Below are 22,170 nucleotides of genomic sequence, written 5' to 3'. Positions count from 1 at the left end.
GGGCCCGGGCCGGTACAGGCTGAATGTGGCCCGGGTTGTAGCTAAGAGAGACGCTTGTCGCGGCTCTTCAGGATTCGAACAATGCGGTGTTTTCGTCGAGCCAGCCTTGCAGCAGCAGCGCGGCGGCGATGGCGTCGACGGGGTTGTCGCGGTAGCTGCCTTTTTGTCCGCCGCGCGCCAGGCGTTCGCCCTTGGCTTCGAAGGTGGTCAGGCGTTCATCGTGGGTATAAAAGGGCAGGTTGTAGCGGCCATTGAGGCGGCGGGCGAATTTCTCGGCGCGTGCGCACATGTCGCTGGGCGTACCGTCCATGTTCAGCGGCAGGCCGACCACTACGGCGTCGGGTTTCCATTCCTTGATCAGGGCTTCGACCTGATTCCAGTCCGGAATGCCGTTCTGTGCCTTCAAGGTGCACAGCTCGCGGGCCTGGCCGGTAATGACCTGGCCAACGGCAACGCCGATCTGCTTGGTGCCGTAGTCAAAACCGAGGATCAGACGCAGGGCCATCAGGCGTGTCCCGCCTGGCTGATCAGCAGGCTGAGGTTGACGCCCAGGTGCTTGGCCGCCGCTTCCAGGCGCAGTTCGCTGCTGGTATTGAACAGGATGTCGGCATCGAACGGGCAGGTCAGCCAGGCATTGTCGGCCAGCTCGGCCTCCAGCTGACCGGCTTCCCAGCCTGCGTAGCCGAGGGCGATCAGGCTTTTAGCTGGGCCAACGCCGTCAGCGATGGCAAACAGCACATCCTGGGACGTCGACAACGCCAGGCCGTCGAGTTCGACGGTGGCCTGGTACGTCTGGCCGATGGGGTGCAGGACAAAACCGCGATCGGTCTGCACCGGTCCGCCGGTGAAAATCGGTACGTGCTGGCACAGTACGGAGGGTTCGATGTTCGGGCGCAATTGCTCAAGGACGTCCGCCAGGGTCAGGTCCTGTGGACGGTTGATGATCAGGCCCATGGCACCATTGGCCGTGTGCTCGACGATGTAGGTCAAGGTGTGCGCAAAGTTCGGGTCGGCCATGTGTGGCATGGCGATCAGGAAGTGATGCTTGAGGTAGCTGGGGCTGACGTTCTTCATGTGCGCTAGTGTGGCGTTGGAGGGGCAAACTGACAAGCTGGGGATGCGCAGGAAATGCCCAAATCCCGGCAATGACACCGATCCGATGTGAGGGCAGTGTTCAATTACTCGACAACCGGTCTCCACGGGCAAACTTCCACGTGCGGATGATTTCCAGTCGGTCGATGTCCGACAGATCGCCGGTAAAGGGGGCAAAGGGCGCCGCCAGGCGAACGATGCGCTGCGCCGCCTGATCGAGCAGCGGCTGGCCGGAGGACTCCAGCACCAGCACTTCGTACAGCGAGCCGTCGCGATTGATCGAAACCATCAGGCGCAGATTGCCGTAGATCTGCTTGCGGCGTGCTTCGTCCGGGTAGTTCAGGTTGCCGATGCGTTCGACTTTCTTGCGCCATTCGTCCTTATACCAGGCACCCTTGTCGCGCATGGTGGACGCGGCATTGAGGCGGTGGATGCGCGGGCGCTTGGCGTAGAGCTGTTGTTCGTTGGCCAGTTCCGCTTCCAGGCTGGCGATGTCGCTGGACAGCTGCGCGCTGTCGAACGTCGGCGTCACGACCTTGGGGGACGGAGCGGTCTTGATTTCTTCTTTTTTGGTCGGCGCCTTTTTCGGTGCGGGCGCAACCGTGGTTACCGCCGCCTTGGGAGCGGCCTCCGGCACTTGAGGCTTGGGCACGGGCGGTGGCGTGACTTTTTGCACCTTGTTGTCCTGGAAGGGCGCGACCTCGGTGGTCTTGGGAATGGCCTTTTTATCCAGGGTGCCGCTGCCTTGCTGATTCTCCTGGGCCAGGAAATCGGCTTTTTGCGGTTTGGTTTCGCTTTTGAAGGTGGCGAGGGTGATTTCCAGGGTTTTGCTGACCTGCTGGGGCTCGACCAGGGTGAAGCCAACACCGAGCAGCAAGGCCAGGTGAATCAACGCCGCGAGAAACAGGGTAAATCCAAGGCGATCGGCCGGGCGCACGCCGCGGTGGGCGAGTTCGGGGGGCAGATCGGATGGAAGGGTCATGGCGAGTGGCCTGTGTGGTTGGTTCTGTTAGTCAACTTCGGCGCCAGCGGCCCATGTCCTGCGTTGCTGTTCCTCGCCATAGCGGGCTATGACTCGTCATAGCGCCTTGGCTCTGGGCTGCGGGCATCCGAATTTGAGCTAACAAACTAACCGTACAGGCCACTAGAAAACCAACATCGCGTGTTTCACAGGCTGCGCATGATAACGCAATGTTGGTTTTAAGCTTCAAGCTTCAAGTTTCAGGCGACAAGCGTTACGCCACGCGCCTCAAGCTTGCCGCTTGTGGCTGGCAGCTTGCAGCTTCTTCTCTATGGCGGCCATCAGCATCTCGCCGATGTTGGTGCCAAACGCATTGTCGATCTCGCGAATGCAGGTCGGGCTGGTGACGTTGATTTCGGTCAGGTGCTCGCCAATCACGTCGAGGCCGACGAACAGCAAGCCCTTTTCACGCAGGGTCGGGCCGACTTGTGCGGCGATCCAGCGATCCTTGTCGCTCAGCGGGCGGGCTTCGCCACGGCCGCCAGCGGCCAGGTTGCCCCGGGTCTCGCCGGCAGCGGGAATCCGCGCCAGGCAATAATCCACAGGCTCGCCGTCAATCATCAGGATGCGCTTGTCGCCGTCCTTGATCGCCGGCAGGTAGGCCTGGCCCATGATCTGCTGAGTGCCCATCGCGGTCAGGGTCTCAAGGATCACTGACAGGTTCGGGTCGCCCGCGCGATGACGGAAGATCGAGGTGCCGCCCATGCCATCCAGCGGCTTGAGGATCACATCGCCATGCTGGGCGGCGAATTCGCGTAGCACGTCGGCGCGACGGCTGACCACGGTCGGCGGCGTGCACTGCGGGAACAGCGTGGCGAACAGTTTTTCATTGCAGTCGCGCAGGCTCTGCGGCTTGTTGACCACCAGCACGCCCGCCCGCTCGGCTTGCTCGAGCAGGTAGGTGGAGTACACGAACTCCATGTCGAACGGCGGATCCTTGCGCATCAGGATTACGTCCAGATCGCTCAGCAGCGCATCGGTCTCGGCTTCCAGCTCAAACCATTTTTCCGGGTTGGCGAAGACTTTCAGCGGGCGCATGCGCGCGCGGGCTTCGCCTTCGCCTTGGTACAGGTCGCGCTGCTCCATGTAGAACAGCTCCCAGCCACGGGCCTGGGCCGCCAGCAGCATGGCCAGCGAACTGTCCTTCTTGTAGGCAATGTTGGCGATTGGGTCCATGACAATCCCGACGCGAACGCTCATGGGTTTTTCCTCGAAAATGGGGTGGCCCCTGATCTGGGGTAGAAAACGGGGTTCAAAATGGCATGAAAAAGTGGCGTCAGAGTGGCGCTGAGTGTGTTCCCGGTCAAGGAAAAACCACCACGCTGGCCGGCCGATAGATTGGAGTGGGAGACTGTGCTAAAAAGACTGGCATGTCGCGCTGGCCCTTGAACATCAAGGGTTTCGGACCACCGGTCACCGGCTAACGTACAAACTGATTCGCAAAGGCGATGGTAGAGCAACTATGGCACAGCATCCCAACGCCCTGAAGGTCATGGTGATCGACGATTCGAAGACGATTCGCCGCACCGCTGAAACATTGCTGCGCAATGCCGGTTGCGAGGTGATCACCGCCATTGACGGTTTCGATGCCCTGGCCAAGATTGCCGATCACCATCCCGGGATCATTTTTGTCGACATCATGATGCCTCGCCTGGATGGCTATCAGACCTGCGCTTTAATCAAGAACAACAGTGCGTTCAAATCCACGCCAGTGATTATGCTGTCGTCCAAGGACGGTTTGTTTGACAAGGCCAAGGGGCGGATTGTCGGTTCCGATCAGTTTTTGACCAAACCCTTCAGCAAGGAAGAACTGCTGAGCGCGATCCAGGCCCATGTACCGGGGTTTGCCGCCGATTTGCCGCAGTAGGACACGCACAGTGACGCTCGGCCAACGGGCCCTGCGCCGATAAAAAATGGGGAAGACCATGGCACGTATTCTGATCGTCGATGATTCGCCGACTGAAATGTACAAACTGACCGGCATGCTGGAAAAGCACGGTCACGAAGTGTTGAAAGCGGAAAATGGCGCCGACGGCGTGGCGCTGGCCCGTCAGGAAAAACCCGACGCGGTGCTGATGGACATCGTCATGCCCGGCCTCAACGGGTTCCAGGCGACCCGCCAACTGACCAAGGACCCGGAAACCGGGCACATCCCGGTGATCATCATCACCACCAAGGATCAGGAGACCGACAAGGTCTGGGGCACCCGCCAGGGCGCCAGGGATTACCTGACCAAGCCGGTGGACGAAGACACCCTGATCAAGACGCTGAACGCCGTACTGGCGGACTGACGGCTGAGCCATGGCCGAGTCGCTGACTGCCTTCGAATTGCTGCTGCAGATCGACCAACGCTGTCGCCTGCTGGCGGCTGACCTGCCGTCCCAACCCACCCGCAACCACGGCTGGAGCGGGATCGGCTTTCGTCTGGGCGAGCGCTGGTACGTGGCTCCCATGGGGGAAGTCAGCGAGGTGTTGCATGAACCACGCTTTACCCAGTTGCCCGGGGTCAAGTCGTGGGTCAAGGGCGTGGCCAACCTGCGCGGGCGCTTGTTGCCGTTGATGGACCTGTGCGGGTTCTTCGGTGAGGAGTTGTCGGCACAGCGCAAGCAGCGGCGGGTGCTGGTGGTGGAATACAACGAGGTGTTCGTCGGGTTGCTCGTCGACGAGGTGCTGGGCATGCAGCATTTCGATCAGGCCCGGTTCGAGCCGGTTTCACCGGGTACACAAGAGGGGCCGGCAGGGATGTTCATCAAAGGCCGGTTCGAGCGCGAGCAACGCTGGCAGGTCTTCAGCCCGTTCGCCCTGGCGCAGTCACCACGATTCATGGACGTGGCCCTGTGATCCGAGCGGGTGTGCTGGCAGGTTTCACAAGGGCGTGGGTCAACAGGCGAAGATCGATGATAAATCCAAACACAGGCACCTCTACCGAAGGGTCGCGCAGTCGCTCGCAAATCATTGCGCTGTTCATCGCGTTGATTGTGTTCATCGTGCTGTTGTTCGCCAACTTCGCCTACCTCAACACGCAGGCCTCCTACGACAAGCAATACATCGGCCATGCCGGCGAACTGCGGGTGCTGTCCCAGCGCATCGCCAAGAATGCCACGGAAGCCGCCGCGGGCAAGGCCGCCGCGTTCAAGCTGCTCAGTGATGCGCGCAACGACTTTGCCCGACGCTGGGGGTACTTGAAGAAAGGCGACCCGAGCACCGGCCTGCCGCCAGCGCCGGCGGCGGTACGCCCGCAAATGCGCGCCGTGCAGCTGGACTGGGAACGCCTGCTGAAGAATACCGACGCGATCCTCTCCAGCGAACAGACCGTGCTCTCGCTGCACCAGGTGGCCGCGACCCTGGCCGAAACCGTGCCGCAGTTGCAGGTCGAATACGAGAAAGTGGTCGAGATCCTTCTGCAACGCGGTGCACCGGCCGCCCAGGTGGCCATGGCCCAGCGCCAGTCGTTGCTCGCCGAACGCATCCTCGGCGCGGTCAACACGGTGCTGGCCGGCGATGAAAATGCCCAGCAGGCGGCCGATGTGTTCGGGCGCGATGCCGCGCGCTTCGGGCAGGTGCTCAATGGCATGCTCCAGGGCAACCCGGCACTCAAAGTCAGCCAGGTCGAAGACCACGATGCCCGGGCGCGCCTGACCGAAATCTCCGAACTGTTCGAGTTCGTTTCCGGCTCCGTCGATGAAATCCTCGAAACCTCACCGGAGCTGTTCAAGGTCCGGGAGTCGGCGGGCAACATTTTCAGCCTGTCGCAGACCTTGCTCGATGAAGCCTCGCACCTGGCCAGCGGCTTTGAGAACCTGGTCGGCGGGCGCTCCACCGATACCATCGGCGGCTACGTTCTTGGCCTGTTGGCCTTGATGTCGATCATCCTGATCGGCCTGGTGATGGTTCGCGAAACCAACCGCCAGTTGCGCGAAACCGCCGAGAAGAACGAGCGCAACCAGAACGCGATCATGCGCCTGCTCGACGAGATCGAAGACCTGGCTGACGGCGACCTGACGGTGACGGCCTCGGTGACCGAAGACTTCACGGGCACCATTGCCGACTCGATCAACTACTCGGTCGATCAGTTGCGCGACCTGGTGGCGACCATCAACCTGACGGCGGGCCAGGTAGCCGCCGCGGTGCAGGAAACCCAGGCCACGGCGATGCACCTGGCCCAGGCTTCGGAGCATCAGGCGCAGCAGATCAGCGAAGCCTCGACCGCGATCAACGACATGGCCCAGTCCATCGACCAAGTGTCGGCCAACGCCGCCGAGTCCTCGGCGGTGGCCGAGCGCTCGGTGGAAATTGCCAACAAGGGCAACGAGGTGGTGCATAACACCATCCACGGCATGGACAACATTCGTGAACAGATCCAGGACACGGCCAAGCGCATCAAGCGCCTGGGCGAGTCGTCCCAGGAAATCGGTGACATTGTCAGCCTGATCGACGACATCGCCGACCAGACCAACATTCTTGCGCTCAACGCGGCGATCCAGGCCTCCATGGCCGGCGATGCCGGGCGCGGTTTTGCGGTGGTGGCCGACGAAGTCCAGCGGCTGGCCGAACGCTCCTCGGCGGCCACCCGGCAGATCGAAACCCTGGTACGGGCGATTCAGGCCGATACCAACGAAGCGGTGATTTCCATGGAGCAGACCACCACCGAGGTGGTGCGTGGCGCGCGTCTGGCGCAGGATGCCGGAGTGGCCCTGGAAGAAATCGAAGGCGTTTCCAAGACCCTCGCGGCGTTGATCCAGAGTATTTCCAACGCGGCACAGCAGCAGACGACTTCGGCAGGACAGATTTCCTTGACGATGAACGTGATCCAGCAGATCACCACGCAAACGTCGTCGGGCTCCACGGCCACCGCCGAAAGCATTGGCAACCTGGCAAAAATGGCCAGTCAGTTACGGCGCTCGGTGTCCGGTTTTACCTTACCTGCGCAGCCTGCGCGCAGCACTGACAACGCCTGAACAAGGCCTGTCGGGAACGAACTTTGAGTGGAGTGGTTATGGGTGATCGGCACGACTATGTGGCCCTCGAGTGGGTCAAGGGCGAAATTGCCGAAACGCTGAAGCAGGCCTACTTTGCCCTCGACAATCTGGTCGAGGACCCGCAGGCCATGCACGCGCTCGAAGAGTGCCTGACAGGCATACATCAGGTTCACGGCAGTTTGCAGATGGTCGAGTTCTACGGCGCGGCCTTGCTCGCCGAGGAAATGGAACAGCTTGCCGCCGCCTTGCTGCGAGGCAGCGTGAGCCATCGTCAGGAAGCCATTCGCCTGCTGCAACAGGCCCTTGGCCAGCTGCCGATCTACCTGGATCGCGTACACAGTGCCCGCCGTGATTTGCCGTTGGTGGTATTGCCACTGATCAACGACCTGCGCAGCGCCCGTGGCGAAAGCCTGTTATCGGAAACCAGCCTGTTCAGTCCGCAACTGCAGGATCTGCCGGCGCTGGATGATGCGCAGCTGGCGCTGCTGGCGCCCGTGGACTTGCCGAACGTCCTGCGCAAGGTGCGGCAAATGCTGCAGATGGGCCTGGTCGGTTTGCTGCGCGAACAGGACGATGGGACCAATCTTGGTTACCTGGCCAAGGTCTTCAGCCGTCTTGAGGCGCTGTGCGGCGATGCTCCGCTCAGCCCCCTGTGGCAAGTGGCTTCGGCCCTGGTCGAAGGCATGATCGACGGGCGCATCGGCAACAGCCCGGCGCTGCGCAGTTTGTTCAAGGAGGCCGACAAGGAACTCAAGCGCCTGTTTGAGCAAGGGATGCCGGGCATCAATCAGCCCGCCCCGCCTGAACTGCTCAAGAGCTTGCTGTTTTATATCGCCAAGGCGCAGTACCCCAGCGCACAGATGCAAACCCTGAAAGATCGTTATGGGCTCGATGAAGCCTTGCCTGACAGTGCCGTGGTCGATGAAGAGCGCGCACGCCTGGCCGGGCCTGACCGTGACGCCATGCGCTCGGTGCTGGCCGCGCTGTGCGAGGAACTGGTGCGGGTCAAGGAGCGCCTGGACCTGTTCGTGCGCAGCGACCGTCAGCACACCTCGGACCTCGACAGCTTGTTGGCCCCGTTGCGGCAAATCGCCGACACCCTGGCGGTGCTCGGCTTCGGTCAGCCGCGCAAGGTCATCATTGATCAACTGGCGGTGGTCCAGAGTCTGGCGCAGGGCCAGCGCGAACCGAACGACGCGATCCTGATGGACGTCGCCGGTGCCTTGCTCTATGTCGAGGCGACCCTGGCCGGCATGGTGGGCATTGTCGAGGAAAGCCGTGAAGAGAGCCGCTTGCCGACCACCGACCTGACCCAGATTCACCAGATCGTCATCAAGGAAGCCCGGCTCTGCCTGCAGCAGGCCAAGGACATGATCGTCGACTACATCGACGCCGAGTGGGACCGGCAGCTGTTACAACCGCTGCCGGCCTTGCTGACCCAGGTCCGGGGGGCGCTGGCGATGATCCCGCTGAGCCGTGGAGCGAGCCTGCTCGAAGCCTGCAACAGCTACATTCGCGAGCACCTGTTGGTGGATCAGGCCCCGCCGCACTGGCAGCAGCTCGACAGCCTGGCCGATGCCATCACCAGCATCGAGTATTACCTGGAACGCTTGAACGAAGACCCGCAAACCCTCGGTGAGCCGTTGCTCGATGTGGCCGAGCAAAGCCTGGCGGCGCTCGGCTATGTGCCCTGCGATGTTCATGTGCCGGTGCTCGATGAGGTACTCGACTCCGACGACCCGCACCTGATGGCGGATCTGCAGGCGCTGTCCGATCCTCAGACCGTGCAGTCGCTGGCCGACGTGCTGGCGAGCCCGGTGTCGGCCGTCAATCCGCCGGCCCTGATAACGCCGGGCAGTCTGCTGCCGCCGCCGAGCGACGAAGCGCCGGTGGATGACGAGCTGCGGGAAGTGTTCCTCGAGGAGACCGACGAGGTGCTGGACATCCTGCGCGAGTACTTGCCGCGCTGGTCGTCCAACCCCGACAGTACCTCGGCGCTGAGCGAATTGCGGCGCGCGTTCCACACCTTGAAAGGCAGTGGGCGCATGGTTCGCGCACTGGTGCTGGGTGAACTGGCCTGGGCCGTGGAAAACCTGCTCAATCGGGTGCTGGAACACAGTGTCGAACCCGGTCCACAGGTGCGGGACCTGTTGCGTGACGTGCTGCAACTGCTGCCGGAACTGGTGGCCGAGTTCGCCGGCAATGCCCAGCGCCAGCGTGACGATGTCGACCGCCTGGCCGCCCGTGCCCACGGCCTGGCCAGGGGGGCAGGGGCCTCGGAGCCGCTTGTTCGGGCGGGTGCCACCGCGGCCGATCCGCAGTTGCTGGAGATCTTTCGCAACGAAGCGCAAAGCCACCTCGCCAGTCTCAACCGCTTTCTCGACCAGGCCGCGGAACATGTGCCTCTGCAGGCCAGCGACGAATTGCAGCGCGCGTTGCACACCCTCAAGGGCAGCGCATCGATGGCCGGCGTACTGCCGATTGCCGAGCTGGCGGCGCCACTGGATCAGTTGGCCCGCGAGTACAAGGCGCACCTGATTGCACTGGACCTGGATGAGGTCGAGTTGCTGCTGGAGGCCGAGGGGCTGTTGCGCCAGGGTTTGAAGCAGTTGAAAAACGACCCGCTGCAGGCCATTCAAGGTGCCCAAGGGGTGATCGAACGCGCCCGGGCACTGCTTGCCGAACGCCTGGAAGCCGTACTCAACTCCCCGAACACGGGCCTGCGGATCAAGCGTGATCCGCAGCTGATCAATAATTTCCTGGCCCAGGGCATGGACATCCTGCTGGATGCCGAAAGCCTGTTGAAACGCTGGCAGCAGCATCCTGGCGAACGACAGGAACTCAGCGCGTTGCTGGATGAGCTGACCACGCTGGGAGAGGGCGCCCATCTGGCCGATCTGCACCCGGTGGATGAGCTGTGCGAAGCCTTGCTCGACCTTTACGGCGCGGTGGAAGAAAGCAGCCTTGCCGTCAGCGAGCGGTTTTTCTTCGAGGCGCAAAGTGCTCACGAAGCCTTGATCAACATGCTCGACGAACTGGCCGCCGGCCAGGAAGTCAGCCATCAGCCTGCGCGGGTGCGCGCCCTGCGTGATTTGCTCGGTGAAGGTCTTGATCCTTCTGCCCTGGGCCTGATCCGTAGCGAGGGCGGCCGCACTCTGAGCATTACCGAGCTGGGTAGCGCCACGTCCGGACTGGAACAGGACCCGACCGCGACGCTCGATACCGATGATGAAATGGTGTCGATCTTCCTCGAAGAGGCGGTGGATATTCTGGAAAGCGCCGGGCAAGCCTTGCAGCGCTGGCTGGCTGACCCGGAGAACGGCGCGCCCTTGTCGTCGTTGCAACGCGACTTGCATACCCTCAAGGGGGGGGCGCGGATGGCCGAGGTCGGGCCGGTCGGTGACCTGGCCCATGAGCTGGAAAGCCTGTACGAGGGGCTGGTGGATCGGCGTTTCAGCTACAGCGCCGAGCTGGCGCTGTTGTTGCAGCGCAGCCACGACCGCCTGGAACAACTGCTGGAGCAACTGCACGAGCAGCAACCACTGGGTGATTGCGCTGCGCTGATCAAGGCTATTGAGCAGTGGCGCCAACGCCAACACTGCGTTGGCCCCGCCGAACCGGACGAGCCTGCGCTCGCACAGGATGCGGCGAATCACGATCCGGAATTGCTGGAAATCTTCCTCGAGGAAGGGTTCGACATCATCGACAGTTCCGGTGCGGCGCTGACGCGTTGGCAGGCGGACCCGCAAAACCGTCAGGAAATGGAAACCCTGCTGCGCGACCTGCACACCCTCAAGGGCGGTGCGCGGATGGTCGAAATTGCCCCGATTGGCGACCTGGCCCATGAGCTCGAATTTTTATACGAAGGCCTGTCGACCGGCCTGCTGCAGGCCACTGCCGAGCTGTTCGGGTTGTTGCAGCGCAGTCATGATCGACTGGCACAGATGCTCGACGCCACCCGTGCCGGTCAGCCGGTGCAGCCGGCCGATAGCCTGATCGAGGCCATCAAGGGCTTCAGTCACCCGATCGCGGGCGAGCACTCGGCGAAGGGGGTCGAGGCGGTGCCGGTGAGCAAGCCCGAGCCGCCCATGCCGCAACCGGAGACCGGCGCCGACATGGTCAAGGTGTCCGCCGAGCTGCTCGACGACCTGGTGAACCTGGCCGGGGAGACCTCGATCTTTCGCGGGCGTATCGAACAGCAAGTCAACGATGCCCGAGTGACGTTGAGCGAGATTGAAACCACCCTCGAGCGCATGCGCGATCAACTGCGACGCCTGGATACCGAAACCCAGGGGCGGATTCTCAGTCGGCAGCAGGTCGAGGCCGAGCGGCTGGGCTACGAAGAGTTCGATCCGCTGGAAATGGACCGCCACTCGCAGTTGCAGCAACTGTCGCGGGCGTTGTTCGAGTCCGCCTCCGACTTGCTCGACCTCAAGGAAACCCTCGAGCGGCGCAACCAAGACGCCGAGAACCTGCTGCAGCAGCAGGGGCGGATCAACACCGAGCTGCAGGAAGGCCTGATGCGCACGCGCATGGTGCCGTTCGAGCGCATGCTGCCACGCCTCAAGCGCATCGTGCGGCAGGTCTCCAGCGAGTTGGGCAAGGACGTCGAGTTCGTCGTCGGCAATGCGGAGGGCGAGATGGACCGCAATGTCCTGGAGCGCATGGCAGCACCGCTGGAGCACATGCTGCGCAACGCCGTCGACCATGGCCTGGAGTCCGCCGAGGTGCGCCGCGCCGCCGGCAAGCCCGAGAAAGGCCTGATTACCCTGGACCTGTCCCGTGAGGGCGGGGACATTATTTTCGATATCCGTGACGACGGTGCCGGCGTGCCGCTGGACGCCGTTCGACGCAAGGCGATCAAGCGGGGCCTGCTCGCCCCCGAGAGCGACATCAGCGACCGTGATGTGTTGCAGTTCATTCTGCAGCCCGGGTTTTCCACGGCCGAGAAAATCACCCAGATCTCCGGGCGTGGTGTCGGCATGGACGTGGTCCACGAGGAGGTGCGGCAACTGGGTGGTTCGATGAGCATCGACTCGACCGCTGGCAAAGGTGTGCATTTTCGCATTCGCCTGCCGTTCACGGTCTCGGTCAACCGGGCCTTGATGGTGCAGTGTGCCGAGGATCAGTACGCCATCCCGTTGAACACCATCGAAGGCATCGTGCGCGTGCTGCCCAACGAACTGGATGCTTACTACCAGCTTGATCCACCGCAGTATGAGTACGCGGGGCAGCGTTACGAGCTGTGTTATCTGGGCGAATTGCTGAAAACCAGTGTCCGCCCGAAACTCCTGGGCCAGAGCCTGCCGTTGCCGGTGCTGCTGGTGCAGTGCAACGAGCGGCATATCGCGGTGCAGGTCGACGCGACGGCGGGGACCCGGGAGATTGTGGTCAAAAGTCTCGGTCCGCAGTTCGCCGCAGTGCAGGGTTTGTCCGGTGCGACCATTCTCGGCGATGGCCGGGTGGTGCTGATTCTCGACCTGTTGGCACCGCTGCGGGCGATGCAGGCGCACGTACCGGCCCAGCAACGGCGGCCGCCATCCAGCGCTGAGACAGAGACCCAGCGTTCGATGCTGGTGCTGGTGGTCGATGACTCGGTCACCGTGCGCAAGGTCACCAGCCGGTTGCTGGAACGCCACGGCATGAACGTACTGACCGCCAAGGACGGGGTGGACGCCATGCTGGTGCTGGAAGAGCACATGCCCGACCTGATGCTGCTGGACATCGAAATGCCGCGCATGGACGGCTTCGAAGTGGCCATGCAAGTGCGCAACGACCCGCGCTTGCAGCACCTGCCGATCATCATGATCACTTCTCGCACCGGTCAGAAGCACCGCGACCGGGCGATGGCCATCGGCGTCAATGATTACCTCGGCAAGCCGTACCAGGAATCGGTGTTGCTCGAAAGCATCGCCTTGTGGAGCAAAACCCATGCTTGAACACCGCTCCAGCCATCTCATCGGGCTGTTGCTGCCCTTGGCCGATCGCACGTTGATCCTGCCCAACGTCGCGGTGGCCGAGCTGATCGACTACCAACCCGGCGCCTTCGACCTCGACTCACCGCCCTGGTACCTGGGGCAGGTGAACTGGCGCGACCGCAAGATCCCGCTGCTGAGCTTCGAATCGGCCTGCGGCCAGAAAACCGTCATCGGCGAGCGCGCGCGCATCGTCGTCCTCAACACCCTGAGCGGCCGGCCGAACCTCAAGTTCATTGCCTTGCTGGTTCAAGGCATCCCGCGCTCGTACAAGCTCGACAGCCAGTTGAGCTACGTCGACGTGCCGCTCTGCACCCTGGAAAAGGCGGCGGTGCAAATCGCTGACCAGGTGGCGAAAATCCCGGACCTGCTGGCGCTGGAAGAGCTGCTGGTGGGGGCGGGGTTGGCCGTTTAATCAGGCTTGGCTTGATAGGTCTCAAAAAGGGACCTATCGTTCTCTTTTTGGGACTCATTGGTGATTGCTTTGCAAACGCTATCGCTCAGTAATGCGCTATTTACCGTGACTCAGCAAAAAGTGCTGGGATTGCTCTACGGCAAACCGGATCAAAGCTTTTATGCCAATGAAATTGCTCGTTGGGCCCAAGTGGGTAAAGGCAGCTTGATGCGAGAGTTGGGGCGCTTGCAGTCGGTAGGTGTATTGAGCATGACCCGTCAGGGTAATCAGACCCATTACCAGGCTAATCCGCAGTGCCCGATCTATCCGGAGCTGTTGGGTATTGTGCGAAAAACCTTTGGTATTGCCGAGCCACTGCGTCTTGTCTTGGCGCCATTCGCGGATCAATTGGTTTGGGCATTCGTCTACGGATCCATTGCCAAGGATCAGGCAAACGCATCCAGTGACATAGACCTGATGCTGATCGGGGAAGGCCTGCACTACAGTGAAGTGATGGAGCGACTGATGCCCATGGAGGAACAACTTGGCCGTCCGCTCAATCCGACGCTCTACACCCCTGAAGACTGGGCCGGGAAACTGGCATCGGGCAACAGCTTCGTACAACGGGTAGCGCAACAGGAAAAGATCAACCTGATAGGTGAAAACCCTTTGGAGGCCAAGGATGGGTAGCAATGAGAGTCTGGAAAACCTGCTGCATAGTGGAGCACTGAAAAGCGAGCCACCTGACCGAAAGGAGTGTGAAGGGTTAATGCGCTCCGCGACAGATCGCTTGAGGGATGCGAGTAGTCCACAACTCTCATTTGCCAGCCGGTTTGACCTGGCCTACAACGCGGCCCATGCCATTGCGCTCACTGCGTTGCGTTTGCATGGCTATCGCTCGGACAAGCGCTATCTTGTCTTTCAGTGCCTGATTCATACCGCTGGATTGAGCAAGCTTCAGGTTCGATTATTTGCCTTGTGCCACGAACGCAGAAATCTGGCGGAGTACGAGGGATACATGGATGACGATGAGTCGCTGCTTGCGCAATTGCTGGGCGGTACGCAAGAAATGCTGACCCGTATCGAGAAAGCCCTCGCAGGTTGAGTGCCATGAGTCTGCGTCGGTTGAATAGGTGAGCACTTGTTTGTTTCATGCTGCGTACTTTGGAAATAATGCACTTTCAGTGTTGTCAGCCTTTAGCCTTGCACGCCGTCGTTGTGACTTTGAGGTGAGAGGCACATGTACCACGGGGAAAGATTCAACGCCTGGAGCCATTTGTTCGGGGCGGTTGCGGCGTTTATCGGGGCGGTCTGGCTGCTGGTGATTGCCAGCGTCGACGGCAGTCCCTGGAAGATCGTCAGCGTGACGATCTACGGGGTGACCCTGCTTGTGCTGTACAGCGTTTCGACGGTCTATCACAGCGTGCGCGGGCGGGCGAAGCGGATCATGCAGAAGGTCGACCACCTGTCGATCTACCTGCTGATTGCCGGCAGTTACACGCCATTCTGCCTGGTGACCCTGCGCGGGCCCTGGGGCTGGACGTTGTTCGGGATCGTCTGGGGGTTGGCGGTGATCGGCATGCTGCAAGAGATCAAGCCGCGTTCCGAGGCGCGGATCCTGTCGATCGTGATCTACGCCGTGATGGGCTGGATCGTGCTGGTGGCGGTCAAGCCGTTGATCGCCGCCCTGGGTGCCGCCGGCTTCGCCTGGCTGGCGGCGGGTGGGGTGTTTTATACGGTGGGCATTATCTTCTTTGCCCTCGACAGCCGGCTGCGCCATGCCCACGGTATCTGGCACCTGTTTGTCATCGCCGGCAGCGTGCTGCATTTCGTGGCGATTCTGTTTTATGTGATCTGACTTGGCGGTGAGTGACCGACCAGGCGATTCAACTGCTCCTGCGCGCGCTGGCTGAAGATTGTCAGCAAATCGCTGAGGGTATGGGGCGGAGGTTCATCGGCGCGGGTCACGGCATACAAGGTGATCGGCAGCGGTGGTGCCATCGGGCGGATGGCGGTTGTGCTCGGCGCAGCACCCAGCGCGGTGAACGGGTCGATCACGGCCAGCCCGGCACCGGATTCGACCATGGCCCTGGCCAGTGAGTATGTCTGCACGGCGATGCTGACGCGCGGGGGCGGCTCGACGGCTTTCAGGTAACTGTCGAGCCGTGCGGACAGCGGGTCGGCGCTCGACAGCCCGATCAACGGCGCACCGGCCAGGGCCATCAGCGGCAGCGGCTTGCCCTCATCTTCGCTCGGCCAGTAACCGGCCGGCGCCAACGCCACCAGCACCCCACAGGCCAGCGCCTGGGCCTTGAGCCCCGGGTGGTCGGGCAGTTGCAGGGTCAGGGCGACATCGATTTCGCGCATCAACAGGTTCTGCACCAGTTCGCGGCTGTGGGCGCTGGACAACTCGCAGACGATGTCCGGGTAGTGCCGGGTCCAGGCATGGATCGCCGGTGGCAGCAGCGACAGGGCCAGCGCCGGTGTCGCGCCAATCCGCAGGCTGTGGCCTGGCTCGCGGCGCAGGCTCTGGGCCAAGCGCCGCACCCCTTGCAGGCTTTCCGTGACCTTGTCGACCTCGCGCTCCAGTTCCAGGGCTTCGGGGGTCGCCTGTAACTTGCCGCGCACCCTTAGAAACAGCGGGAACCCCAACTGCTGCTCGGCGTGCTGCAGCACCTTGGTTACCGCAGGCTGGGAGACGTGCAGCAATTGCGCGGCACCGCTGACCGTGCCGGTCTGGCGGATGGCCTGGAAAATCTCGATGTGGCGAAGGCGCATGACAAGTCCATAACCTTTGTTTATGGGATTGGCATCTTTATTCATTGTTCGACGCCTGTCACCTGGCTCTAACCTCGGGCTCGTCTGAATAACGCTTAAGGACTGACATGGCTCAGCGAGTGTGCATCATCGGTGGTGGCGTCATTGGCCTGGCAACGGCTTACGCGCTGGTTCGCGAGGGCGTAGCGGTGACCCTGGTCGAGGCCCGCGAGTCGTTGGGCAGCGAAACCAGTTTCGCCAACGGCGGCCAGTTGTCCTATCGCTACGTGGCGCCGCTGGCGGATGCCGGTGTGCCCTTGCAGGCCATCGGCTGGATGCTGCGTGGCGACTCCCCGCTGAAGCTGCGCCCGCGTTTCGACCCGGCGCAATGGCGCTGGATGGCGTCCTTCCTGGGGGCCTGCCGGTCCTCGGTCAACCGCGCTAACGCTGCCCATCTGTTGCGCCTGGCGCTGTTGAGCCAGTCCACCCTGCAAACCTGGCGCGACGAGGATTCATTGGGCGGTTTCAACTGGCGGCGCAACGGCAAACTGGTGACCTTTCGCCAGGCCGCAAGCTTCGACCATGGTCGCGGCAGTCTTGCCGATCCGCAGCAACAGCAGGTGCTGTCGCAAGCCGAGTGCGCGCGCCTTGACCCCGCCCTGGCCGATGCACCGTTTGTGGGAGCGATTTACACCCCGGATGAAGAAGTCGGCGATTGCCATGGCTTTTGCCTGCAATTGGCGGCACGCTTGCAGGCTTCCGGTCGCTGCGAGTTTCGACTGGGGCAGGCCGTGACCGGGATTCGCCATGCCAGTGGCGCGGTGACCGCCATCGAACTGGGCGGCGAGGTGTTGCCGGTGGATCAGTTGGTGATCGCTGCCGGCCATCGCAGCCCGCATCTGGCGCTGCCCGGCTTGAATCTGCCGTTGTACCCGCTCAAGGGGTATAGCCTGACCGTGCCGATCGGCGCCGAACACCGCGCGCCGGACCTGAGCATCACCGACTACGACCGCAAGATTGTCTACGCCCGTATCGGCGAGCAGTTGCGGGTGGCGGCAATGGTCGACATCGTCGGTTTCGACCCGGCGCTGGACCCCAAGCGACTGGCCCTGATCAAGCGCCAGGCGCGTGACACCTTTCCCGATGCCGGGGCTTACGACTCGGCTGTCGAATGGGCCGGCATGCGCCCGGCCACCCCCAGTGGCGTACCGCTGTTGGGCGCCACGGCGTATCGCAATCTGTGGCTCAACCTCGGCCATGGCGCGCTGGGATTCACCCTGGCCTGCGGCAGTGCCCGGCTGCTCAGCGAGCTGATCGGCCAGCGCCGCCCCTCCATCGACCTGCAGGGCTTCACACCGCGTGCGGCCTGAACGCTTACCTACTGAGAAGGAACGTCAGATGACCATCACCCGCCTCCACACCAACCCACGTCTGTCCGGCGCCGTAACCTTTGGCGACCTGGTCTTTCTCTCAGGCCAGGTGCCTGGCGATGCCAGCGATGCCACCGGGCAGACCCGCGAAGTGCTGGAGAAGATTGATGCATTGCTGGCCGAAGCGGGCAGCGACAAGGATCATCTGCTCAGTGCGACCATTTACCTGAAAAACATCGAGCAGGATTTTGCGGCCATGAATGAAGTCTGGTCGGCCTGGTTGTCGCCGAGCCAGGCACCGAGCCGCACCACCTTGCAGGCCGAACTGGCTCGCCCGCAGGTCTTGGTGGAAATTACCGTCATCGCGGCTCGTCGATAAACACCTCTTACCCACAACGGAGAATAACAATGCAAAAAATCACGTTGATTGCCTGCACCCTGGGCCTGTTGCTCGGCACTCAAGCCCAGGCGAACGAAGCGCCGTTGACCGGCACCCTGGGCAAGATCGCCAGTGCCAACAGCATCACCCTGGGCTACCGCGATGCGTCGGTGCCATTCTCCTACGTGGGGGATCACTCGGGCCAGCCCATGGGCTACTCGGTGGACCTGGCGAGCAAGATTGTCGAGCGTATCCAGCAGAAACTGGCGTTGCCCGAACTCAAGGTGAAGTACAACCTGGTGACCTCGCAAACCCGAATCCCGTTGGTGCAGAACGGCACCGTGGACCTGGAGTGCGGGTCGACCGGGGTGACGGCTGAGCGGCAGAAGCAGGTGGCGTTTTCCTACGGGTTTATCTACGTCAAAGGCCAGTTGCTGACCGCCAACGATAGCGGCATCAAGAGCTTCGCCGATCTACGCGGCAAGAATGTGGTGACCACCGCTGGCACCACCAACGAGCGCTTCCTGAAAAGCTACAACGTCGACCACAAGATTGACATGTTCGTGATCAGCGCCAAGGACCACGGCGAAGCCTTCCAGATGCTGCAATCGGGTCGGGCGGCAGCGTTTTACATGGACGACGCGTTGCTCTACGGCGAGCGCGCCAAGGCCCGCGATCCGCACAAGTGGGTGGTGGTCGGGGAAGAGCAGTCGCGGGAAATCTACAGCTGCATGGTGCGCAAGGACGATCCGCAGTTCCTCGCACTGGTCAACGGGACGCTGGCCGACCTCTACAGCTCGGGTGAAATCAACGGGATCTACCAGCGCTGGTTCGAGCAGCCGATCCCGCCCAAAGGCCTGAACCTTGAATTCCCGATGACCAGCGAACTCAAGGCCATCATCGCCAAGCCGGTGAGTGATCCGGTGCAGTAACCTCAGCGCAGATCGTTCCCGTGCTCCTGCGTGGGAACGATCAACGAGTGGGAACGATCAAACCTTGGGTTTCTAGAAATCCCCCCACAACTGCTGGGCCACCGCCAGCGCCACCACCGGCGCGGTCTCGGTGCGCAACACCCGTGGACCGAGGCGAGCGGAATGGAAGCCCGCGCCTTGGGCCTGTTCGACTTCAGCCTCCGTCAAGCCGCCTTCCGGGCCGATCAGGAAGGCCAGGGTCGCGGGTTTTGCATGGCTCACCAGCGGCTCGGCCACCGGGTGCAGTACCAGCTTGAGCTCGGCTTCGGTGTGTTTGAGCCAGTCGGCCAACAGTACAGGTGGATGAATCACCGGCACTCGTGAGCGACCGCATTGCTCACAGGCACTGATCGCCACCTGACGCCAGTGTTGCAGGCGTTTGTCGGCGCGTTCGTCCTTGAGCCGGACTTCGCAGCGATCACTGAAGATCGGGGTGATTTCGTTCACGCCCAACTCGGTGGCTTTCTGTATCGCCCAGTCCATGCGCTCGCCACGGGACAGGCCCTGGCCCAGATGAATCTGCAGGGGCGACTCGATTTGCCCGGCGAAGCTTTCCGTCAACGCTACCCGTACACGCTTCTTGCCGACTTCCGCCAGGGTGCCGCGAAATTCCTGGCCAGAACCGTCGAACACTTGCAGGGCATCGCCTTCGGCCATGCGCAGCACGCGGCTGATGTAATGCGCCTGGGCCTCGGGCAATTCATGTTCGCCGAGGCTCAAGGGGGCGTCGATAAAGAAGCGGGACAGTCTCATTTCTGTTCTCTGTAAAAAGTCGGATGTAGCTTGACACTGATTTGCGGGAACGGTTTTTTGTGGCGAGGGAGCTTGCTCCCGCTCGGCTGCGAAGCAGCCGTAACCCGGCGGATGCGTTTTAACCGGTGAAACACGGTTGCAGGTTTTGGGGCCGTTTTGCGCCCCAGCGGGAGCAAGCTCCCTCGCCACAGTGGGTCATCGATAGGGCTTAACCCGGATCACGGAACCCCGGGTGGAAGTCCTTCGGCACGGCCACGCTGATGCTGTCGCGGGTGGCGATGTCGATGCCTTCGCTGGCGACTTCGGCGAGGAAGTCGATCTGCTCGGGGGTGATCACATAGGGCGGCAGGAAATACACCACGCTGCCCAACGGGCGCAACAGCGCACCGCGCTCCAGCGCATGCTGGAACACTTTCAGGCCACGGCGTTCCTGCCATGGGTAGGCGGTCTTGCTGGCCTTGTCCTGGACCATCTCGATGGCCAGTACCATGCCGGTCTGGCGCACCTCCGAGACGTTAGGGTGGTCCACCAGGTGCGCGGTGGACGAGGCCATGCGCTGGGCCAGGGCCTTGTTGTTCTCGATGACGTTGTCGTGCTCGAAGATATCCAGGGTCGCCAGCGCGGCCGCACAGGCCAGCGGGTTGCCGGTGTAGCTGTGGGAGTGCAGGAAGGCGCGCAGGGTCGGGTAGTCGTCGTAGAAGGCGCTGTAGACGTCGTCGGTGGTGATGCAGGCCGCCAGCGGCAGATAGCCGCCGGTCAGGGCCTTGGACAGGCACAGGAAGTCTGGACGGATACCGGCCTGCTCACAGGCGAACATCGTGCCGGTACGGCCGAAACCAACGGCGATTTCGTCGAGGATCAGGTGTACGCCGTAACGGTCGCAGGCTTCGCGCAGCAGTTTCAGGTACACCGGGTGATACATGCGCATGCCGCCCGCGCCCTGGATCAGCGGTTCGATAATCACTGCCGCGACCGTGTCATGGTTTTCCGCCAGGGTCTGCTCCATCGCGGCAAACAGGTTGCGCGAGTGTTCCTCCCAGCTCATGCCCTCGGGGCGCAGGTAGCAGTCGGGGCTTGGCACCTTGATGGTGTCCAGCAGCAGGGCCTTGTAGGTTTCGGTGAACAGCGGCACGTCGCCCACCGACATCGCGGCCATGGTCTCGCCGTGGTAGCTGTTGGTCAGGGTGACGAAGCGCTTTTTGTTCGACAGGCCGCGGTTGAGCCAGTAGTGGAAGCTCATTTTCAACGCGACTTCGATGCACGACGAACCGTTATCGGCGTAGAAGCACCGGGTCAGGCCTTCCGGAGTCATTTTCACCAGGCGCTCGGACAACTCGATCACCGGCTGATGGCTGAAACCGGCAAGGATCACATGTTCCAGTTGATCCACCTGGTCCTTGATTCGCTGGTTGATCCGCGGGTTGGCATGGCCGAAGACGTTGACCCACCAGGAGCTGACCGCATCGAGATAACGTTTGCCTTCGAAGTCTTCGAGCCACACGCCTTCGCCGCGCTTGATCGGGATCAGCGGCAGTTGTTCGTGGTCTTTCATCTGGGTGCAGGGATGCCACAGGACCGCGAGATCGCGCTGCATCCACTGATTATTCAGGCCCATTTTCATTCTCCTCGAGACGGCTCGCTTGTTTCGCGGGCAAACAGTCGCGCAAGCCTATGCAATGAAAGGGATGCGGACAACCTATTGTGGCTTTTTCACGTGTTTGCATTGACGAGTCGGCGGCGTCCGGGGGCACGCCTGGTGTGCCGGGGAGAGAAGCTTGCCACGGCGTTAATCTTTCCTTAACCATCCTGTTGCAGGCTCTTGATCGTATTTCTCGATATTTCAAAGCGAAATTTTCGGCTTTAAATCGATAGATAACTCGATAGTCTTGGTCGCAGTTCTTACAGGATTTGGGCAATGCAGCTACGTAACTCTTTTTCCCGATATGGTTGGGTCAGTATTTTTCTGCACTGGAGCGTGGCGCTGGTCGTTGTCGGCCTGTTTGCGCTGGGCTTGTGGATGGTCGGGCTGGATTACTACAGCACCTGGCGCAAAGACGCGCCCGACTTGCACAAAAGCATCGGCCTGGTGCTCTTCGCGGTCATGGTATTGCGGGGGCTCTGGCGCTTTCTCAGCCCGCCACCGCCGATTCTGGCCAGCTACGACCGCATGACTCGCCTCGGCGCCAAGCTGGGTCACGGGTTTCTGTACCTGGGCCTGTTCGGCGTGATGATTACCGGCTACCTGATTTCCACCGCAGACGGTGTCGGGATTCCGGTGTTTGGCCTGTTCGAAGTCCCTGCCTTGATTTCCGGTCTACCGGACCAGGCAGACATAGCGGGTGTGATTCACTTTTATCTGGCCTGGGCGCTGGTCATTTTTTCCGGCCTCCATGCATTGGCTGCATTGAAGCACCACTTTTTCGATCGTGATGTGACGCTGACCCGGATGCTGGGTCGCAAAGCCTGATGTTCAACCTCG

At 61.9% G+C, this 22,170-nt stretch carries 20 protein-coding genes; 13 read left to right on the top strand and 7 right to left on the bottom strand.

The genetic code is table 11. The features are described 5' to 3' along the window. Positions 1-67 precede the first annotated feature (67 nt). The 4 genes from ruvX to gshB all read right to left on the bottom strand — a co-directional run bounded on the left by ruvX (position 68) and on the right by gshB (position 3,313). Positions 68-505 carry a Holliday junction resolvase RuvX gene (ruvX, locus tag CKW29_RS13170; RefSeq protein WP_095146087.1) on the bottom strand — a complete coding sequence of 146 codons (438 nt, stop codon included), beginning with the start codon at positions 503-505 and terminating at the stop codon, positions 68-70. Beyond that, the gene (locus CKW29_RS13165) at positions 505-1,074 is read right to left on the bottom strand and encodes a YqgE/AlgH family protein (protein WP_095146089.1); all 570 of its coding nucleotides are present in this window, start codon (positions 1,072-1,074) and stop codon (positions 505-507) included. Before CKW29_RS13165 ends, ruvX begins: the two co-directional genes overlap by 1 nt. A gap of 100 nt (positions 1,075-1,174) precedes the next feature. Next, positions 1,175-2,074, bottom strand: a complete 900-nt coding sequence (locus CKW29_RS13160; RefSeq protein WP_095148639.1) for an energy transducer TonB — start codon at positions 2,072-2,074, stop codon at positions 1,175-1,177. Positions 2,075-2,341: 267 nt separating this feature from the next. Then, positions 2,342-3,313 (bottom strand): glutathione synthase, encoded by a 972-nt coding sequence (gshB, locus tag CKW29_RS13155; protein ID WP_095146093.1) that lies wholly within the window; start codon positions 3,311-3,313, stop codon positions 2,342-2,344. Positions 3,314-3,575: 262 nt separating this feature from the next. On the opposite strand from gshB, the gene pilG reads away from it, so the two are divergent. The 9 genes from pilG (at position 3,576) to CKW29_RS13110 (ending at position 15,319) form a co-directional block, all read left to right on the top strand. Then, positions 3,576-3,980 carry a twitching motility response regulator PilG gene (gene pilG, locus CKW29_RS13150; RefSeq protein ID WP_095081507.1) on the top strand — a complete coding sequence of 135 codons (405 nt, stop codon included), beginning with the start codon at positions 3,576-3,578 and terminating at the stop codon, positions 3,978-3,980. Positions 3,981-4,038: 58 nt separating this feature from the next. Next, on the top strand, positions 4,039-4,404 hold the full coding sequence (pilH, locus tag CKW29_RS13145; protein WP_095081505.1) for a twitching motility response regulator PilH: 366 nt from the start codon (positions 4,039-4,041) through the stop codon (positions 4,402-4,404). Positions 4,405-4,414: 10 nt separating this feature from the next. After that, complete coding sequence (locus CKW29_RS13140; RefSeq protein WP_095146095.1) at positions 4,415-4,954, top strand: chemotaxis protein CheW; 540 nt, start codon at positions 4,415-4,417, stop codon at positions 4,952-4,954. A gap of 56 nt (positions 4,955-5,010) precedes the next feature. Then, positions 5,011-7,071, top strand: coding sequence for a methyl-accepting chemotaxis protein (locus CKW29_RS13135; RefSeq protein ID WP_095146096.1), 2,061 nt, complete (start codon positions 5,011-5,013; stop codon positions 7,069-7,071). A gap of 38 nt (positions 7,072-7,109) precedes the next feature. Continuing rightward, on the top strand, positions 7,110-13,031 hold the full coding sequence (locus CKW29_RS13130) for an Hpt domain-containing protein (protein ID WP_095148638.1): 5,922 nt from the start codon (positions 7,110-7,112) through the stop codon (positions 13,029-13,031). After that, a complete protein-coding gene (locus CKW29_RS13125) occupies positions 13,024-13,482 on the top strand; it encodes a chemotaxis protein CheW (protein ID WP_095148637.1) in 459 nt (152 codons plus the stop codon). Before CKW29_RS13130 ends, CKW29_RS13125 begins: the two co-directional genes overlap by 8 nt. Positions 13,483-13,551: 69 nt before the next feature. Next, positions 13,552-14,151: a nucleotidyltransferase domain-containing protein gene (locus CKW29_RS13120; protein ID WP_095146167.1), complete on the top strand. Its 600-nt coding sequence runs from the start codon at positions 13,552-13,554 to the stop codon at positions 14,149-14,151. Continuing rightward, the gene (locus tag CKW29_RS13115; protein ID WP_095146102.1) at positions 14,144-14,566 is read left to right on the top strand and encodes a hypothetical protein; all 423 of its coding nucleotides are present in this window, start codon (positions 14,144-14,146) and stop codon (positions 14,564-14,566) included. The genes CKW29_RS13120 and CKW29_RS13115 overlap by 8 nt, the downstream gene beginning before the upstream one ends. A 135-nt stretch (positions 14,567-14,701) precedes the next feature. Then, positions 14,702-15,319 carry a hemolysin III family protein gene (locus CKW29_RS13110; protein WP_095146104.1) on the top strand — a complete coding sequence of 206 codons (618 nt, stop codon included), beginning with the start codon at positions 14,702-14,704 and terminating at the stop codon, positions 15,317-15,319. On the opposite strand, the gene CKW29_RS13105 is transcribed toward CKW29_RS13110, so the two are convergent. Beyond that, positions 15,307-16,239, bottom strand: coding sequence for a LysR family transcriptional regulator (locus tag CKW29_RS13105; RefSeq protein WP_095146105.1), 933 nt, complete (start codon positions 16,237-16,239; stop codon positions 15,307-15,309). The two genes, CKW29_RS13110 and CKW29_RS13105, sit on opposite strands and share 13 nt — an antisense overlap. Before the next feature lie 107 nt (positions 16,240-16,346). Here CKW29_RS13105 and CKW29_RS13100 point away from each other — a divergent pair, with 107 nt between their 5' ends. Genes CKW29_RS13100 through CKW29_RS13090 form a run of 3 tightly spaced genes read left to right on the top strand, consistent with a single transcriptional unit; the run spans position 16,347 to position 18,899 of the window. Next, positions 16,347-17,588 (top strand): D-amino acid dehydrogenase, encoded by a 1,242-nt coding sequence (locus tag CKW29_RS13100; RefSeq protein WP_095146107.1) that lies wholly within the window; start codon positions 16,347-16,349, stop codon positions 17,586-17,588. A gap of 28 nt (positions 17,589-17,616) precedes the next feature. Next, positions 17,617-17,967 (top strand): RidA family protein, encoded by a 351-nt coding sequence (locus tag CKW29_RS13095; RefSeq protein WP_095146109.1) that lies wholly within the window; start codon positions 17,617-17,619, stop codon positions 17,965-17,967. Between the two features lie 29 nt (positions 17,968-17,996). Further along, positions 17,997-18,899: a transporter substrate-binding domain-containing protein gene (locus CKW29_RS13090; RefSeq protein ID WP_095081489.1), complete on the top strand. Its 903-nt coding sequence runs from the start codon at positions 17,997-17,999 to the stop codon at positions 18,897-18,899. Positions 18,900-18,971: 72 nt separating this feature from the next. On the opposite strand, the gene CKW29_RS13085 is transcribed toward CKW29_RS13090, so the two are convergent. Together CKW29_RS13085 and CKW29_RS13080 are read right to left on the bottom strand one after the other, a co-directional pair. Further along, positions 18,972-19,691, bottom strand: a complete 720-nt coding sequence (locus tag CKW29_RS13085) for a 16S rRNA (uracil(1498)-N(3))-methyltransferase (protein WP_095146111.1) — start codon at positions 19,689-19,691, stop codon at positions 18,972-18,974. Between the two features lie 208 nt (positions 19,692-19,899). Next, positions 19,900-21,306, bottom strand: a complete 1,407-nt coding sequence (locus CKW29_RS13080) for an adenosylmethionine--8-amino-7-oxononanoate transaminase (protein ID WP_095146112.1) — start codon at positions 21,304-21,306, stop codon at positions 19,900-19,902. A gap of 300 nt (positions 21,307-21,606) precedes the next feature. Between CKW29_RS13080 and CKW29_RS13075 the strand changes: the two genes are divergently transcribed. Further along, positions 21,607-22,158 (top strand): cytochrome b, encoded by a 552-nt coding sequence (locus tag CKW29_RS13075; RefSeq protein ID WP_095146114.1) that lies wholly within the window; start codon positions 21,607-21,609, stop codon positions 22,156-22,158. Positions 22,159-22,170: the final 12 nt, after the last annotated feature.

The organism is Pseudomonas sp. Irchel s3a18 (genome assembly GCF_900187535.1).
Lineage (GTDB): Bacteria > Pseudomonadota > Gammaproteobacteria > Pseudomonadales > Pseudomonadaceae > Aquipseudomonas.
The sequence above is the reverse complement of the archived record's forward strand: the minus strand, read 5'-3'. Positions and strand labels throughout refer to the sequence as shown.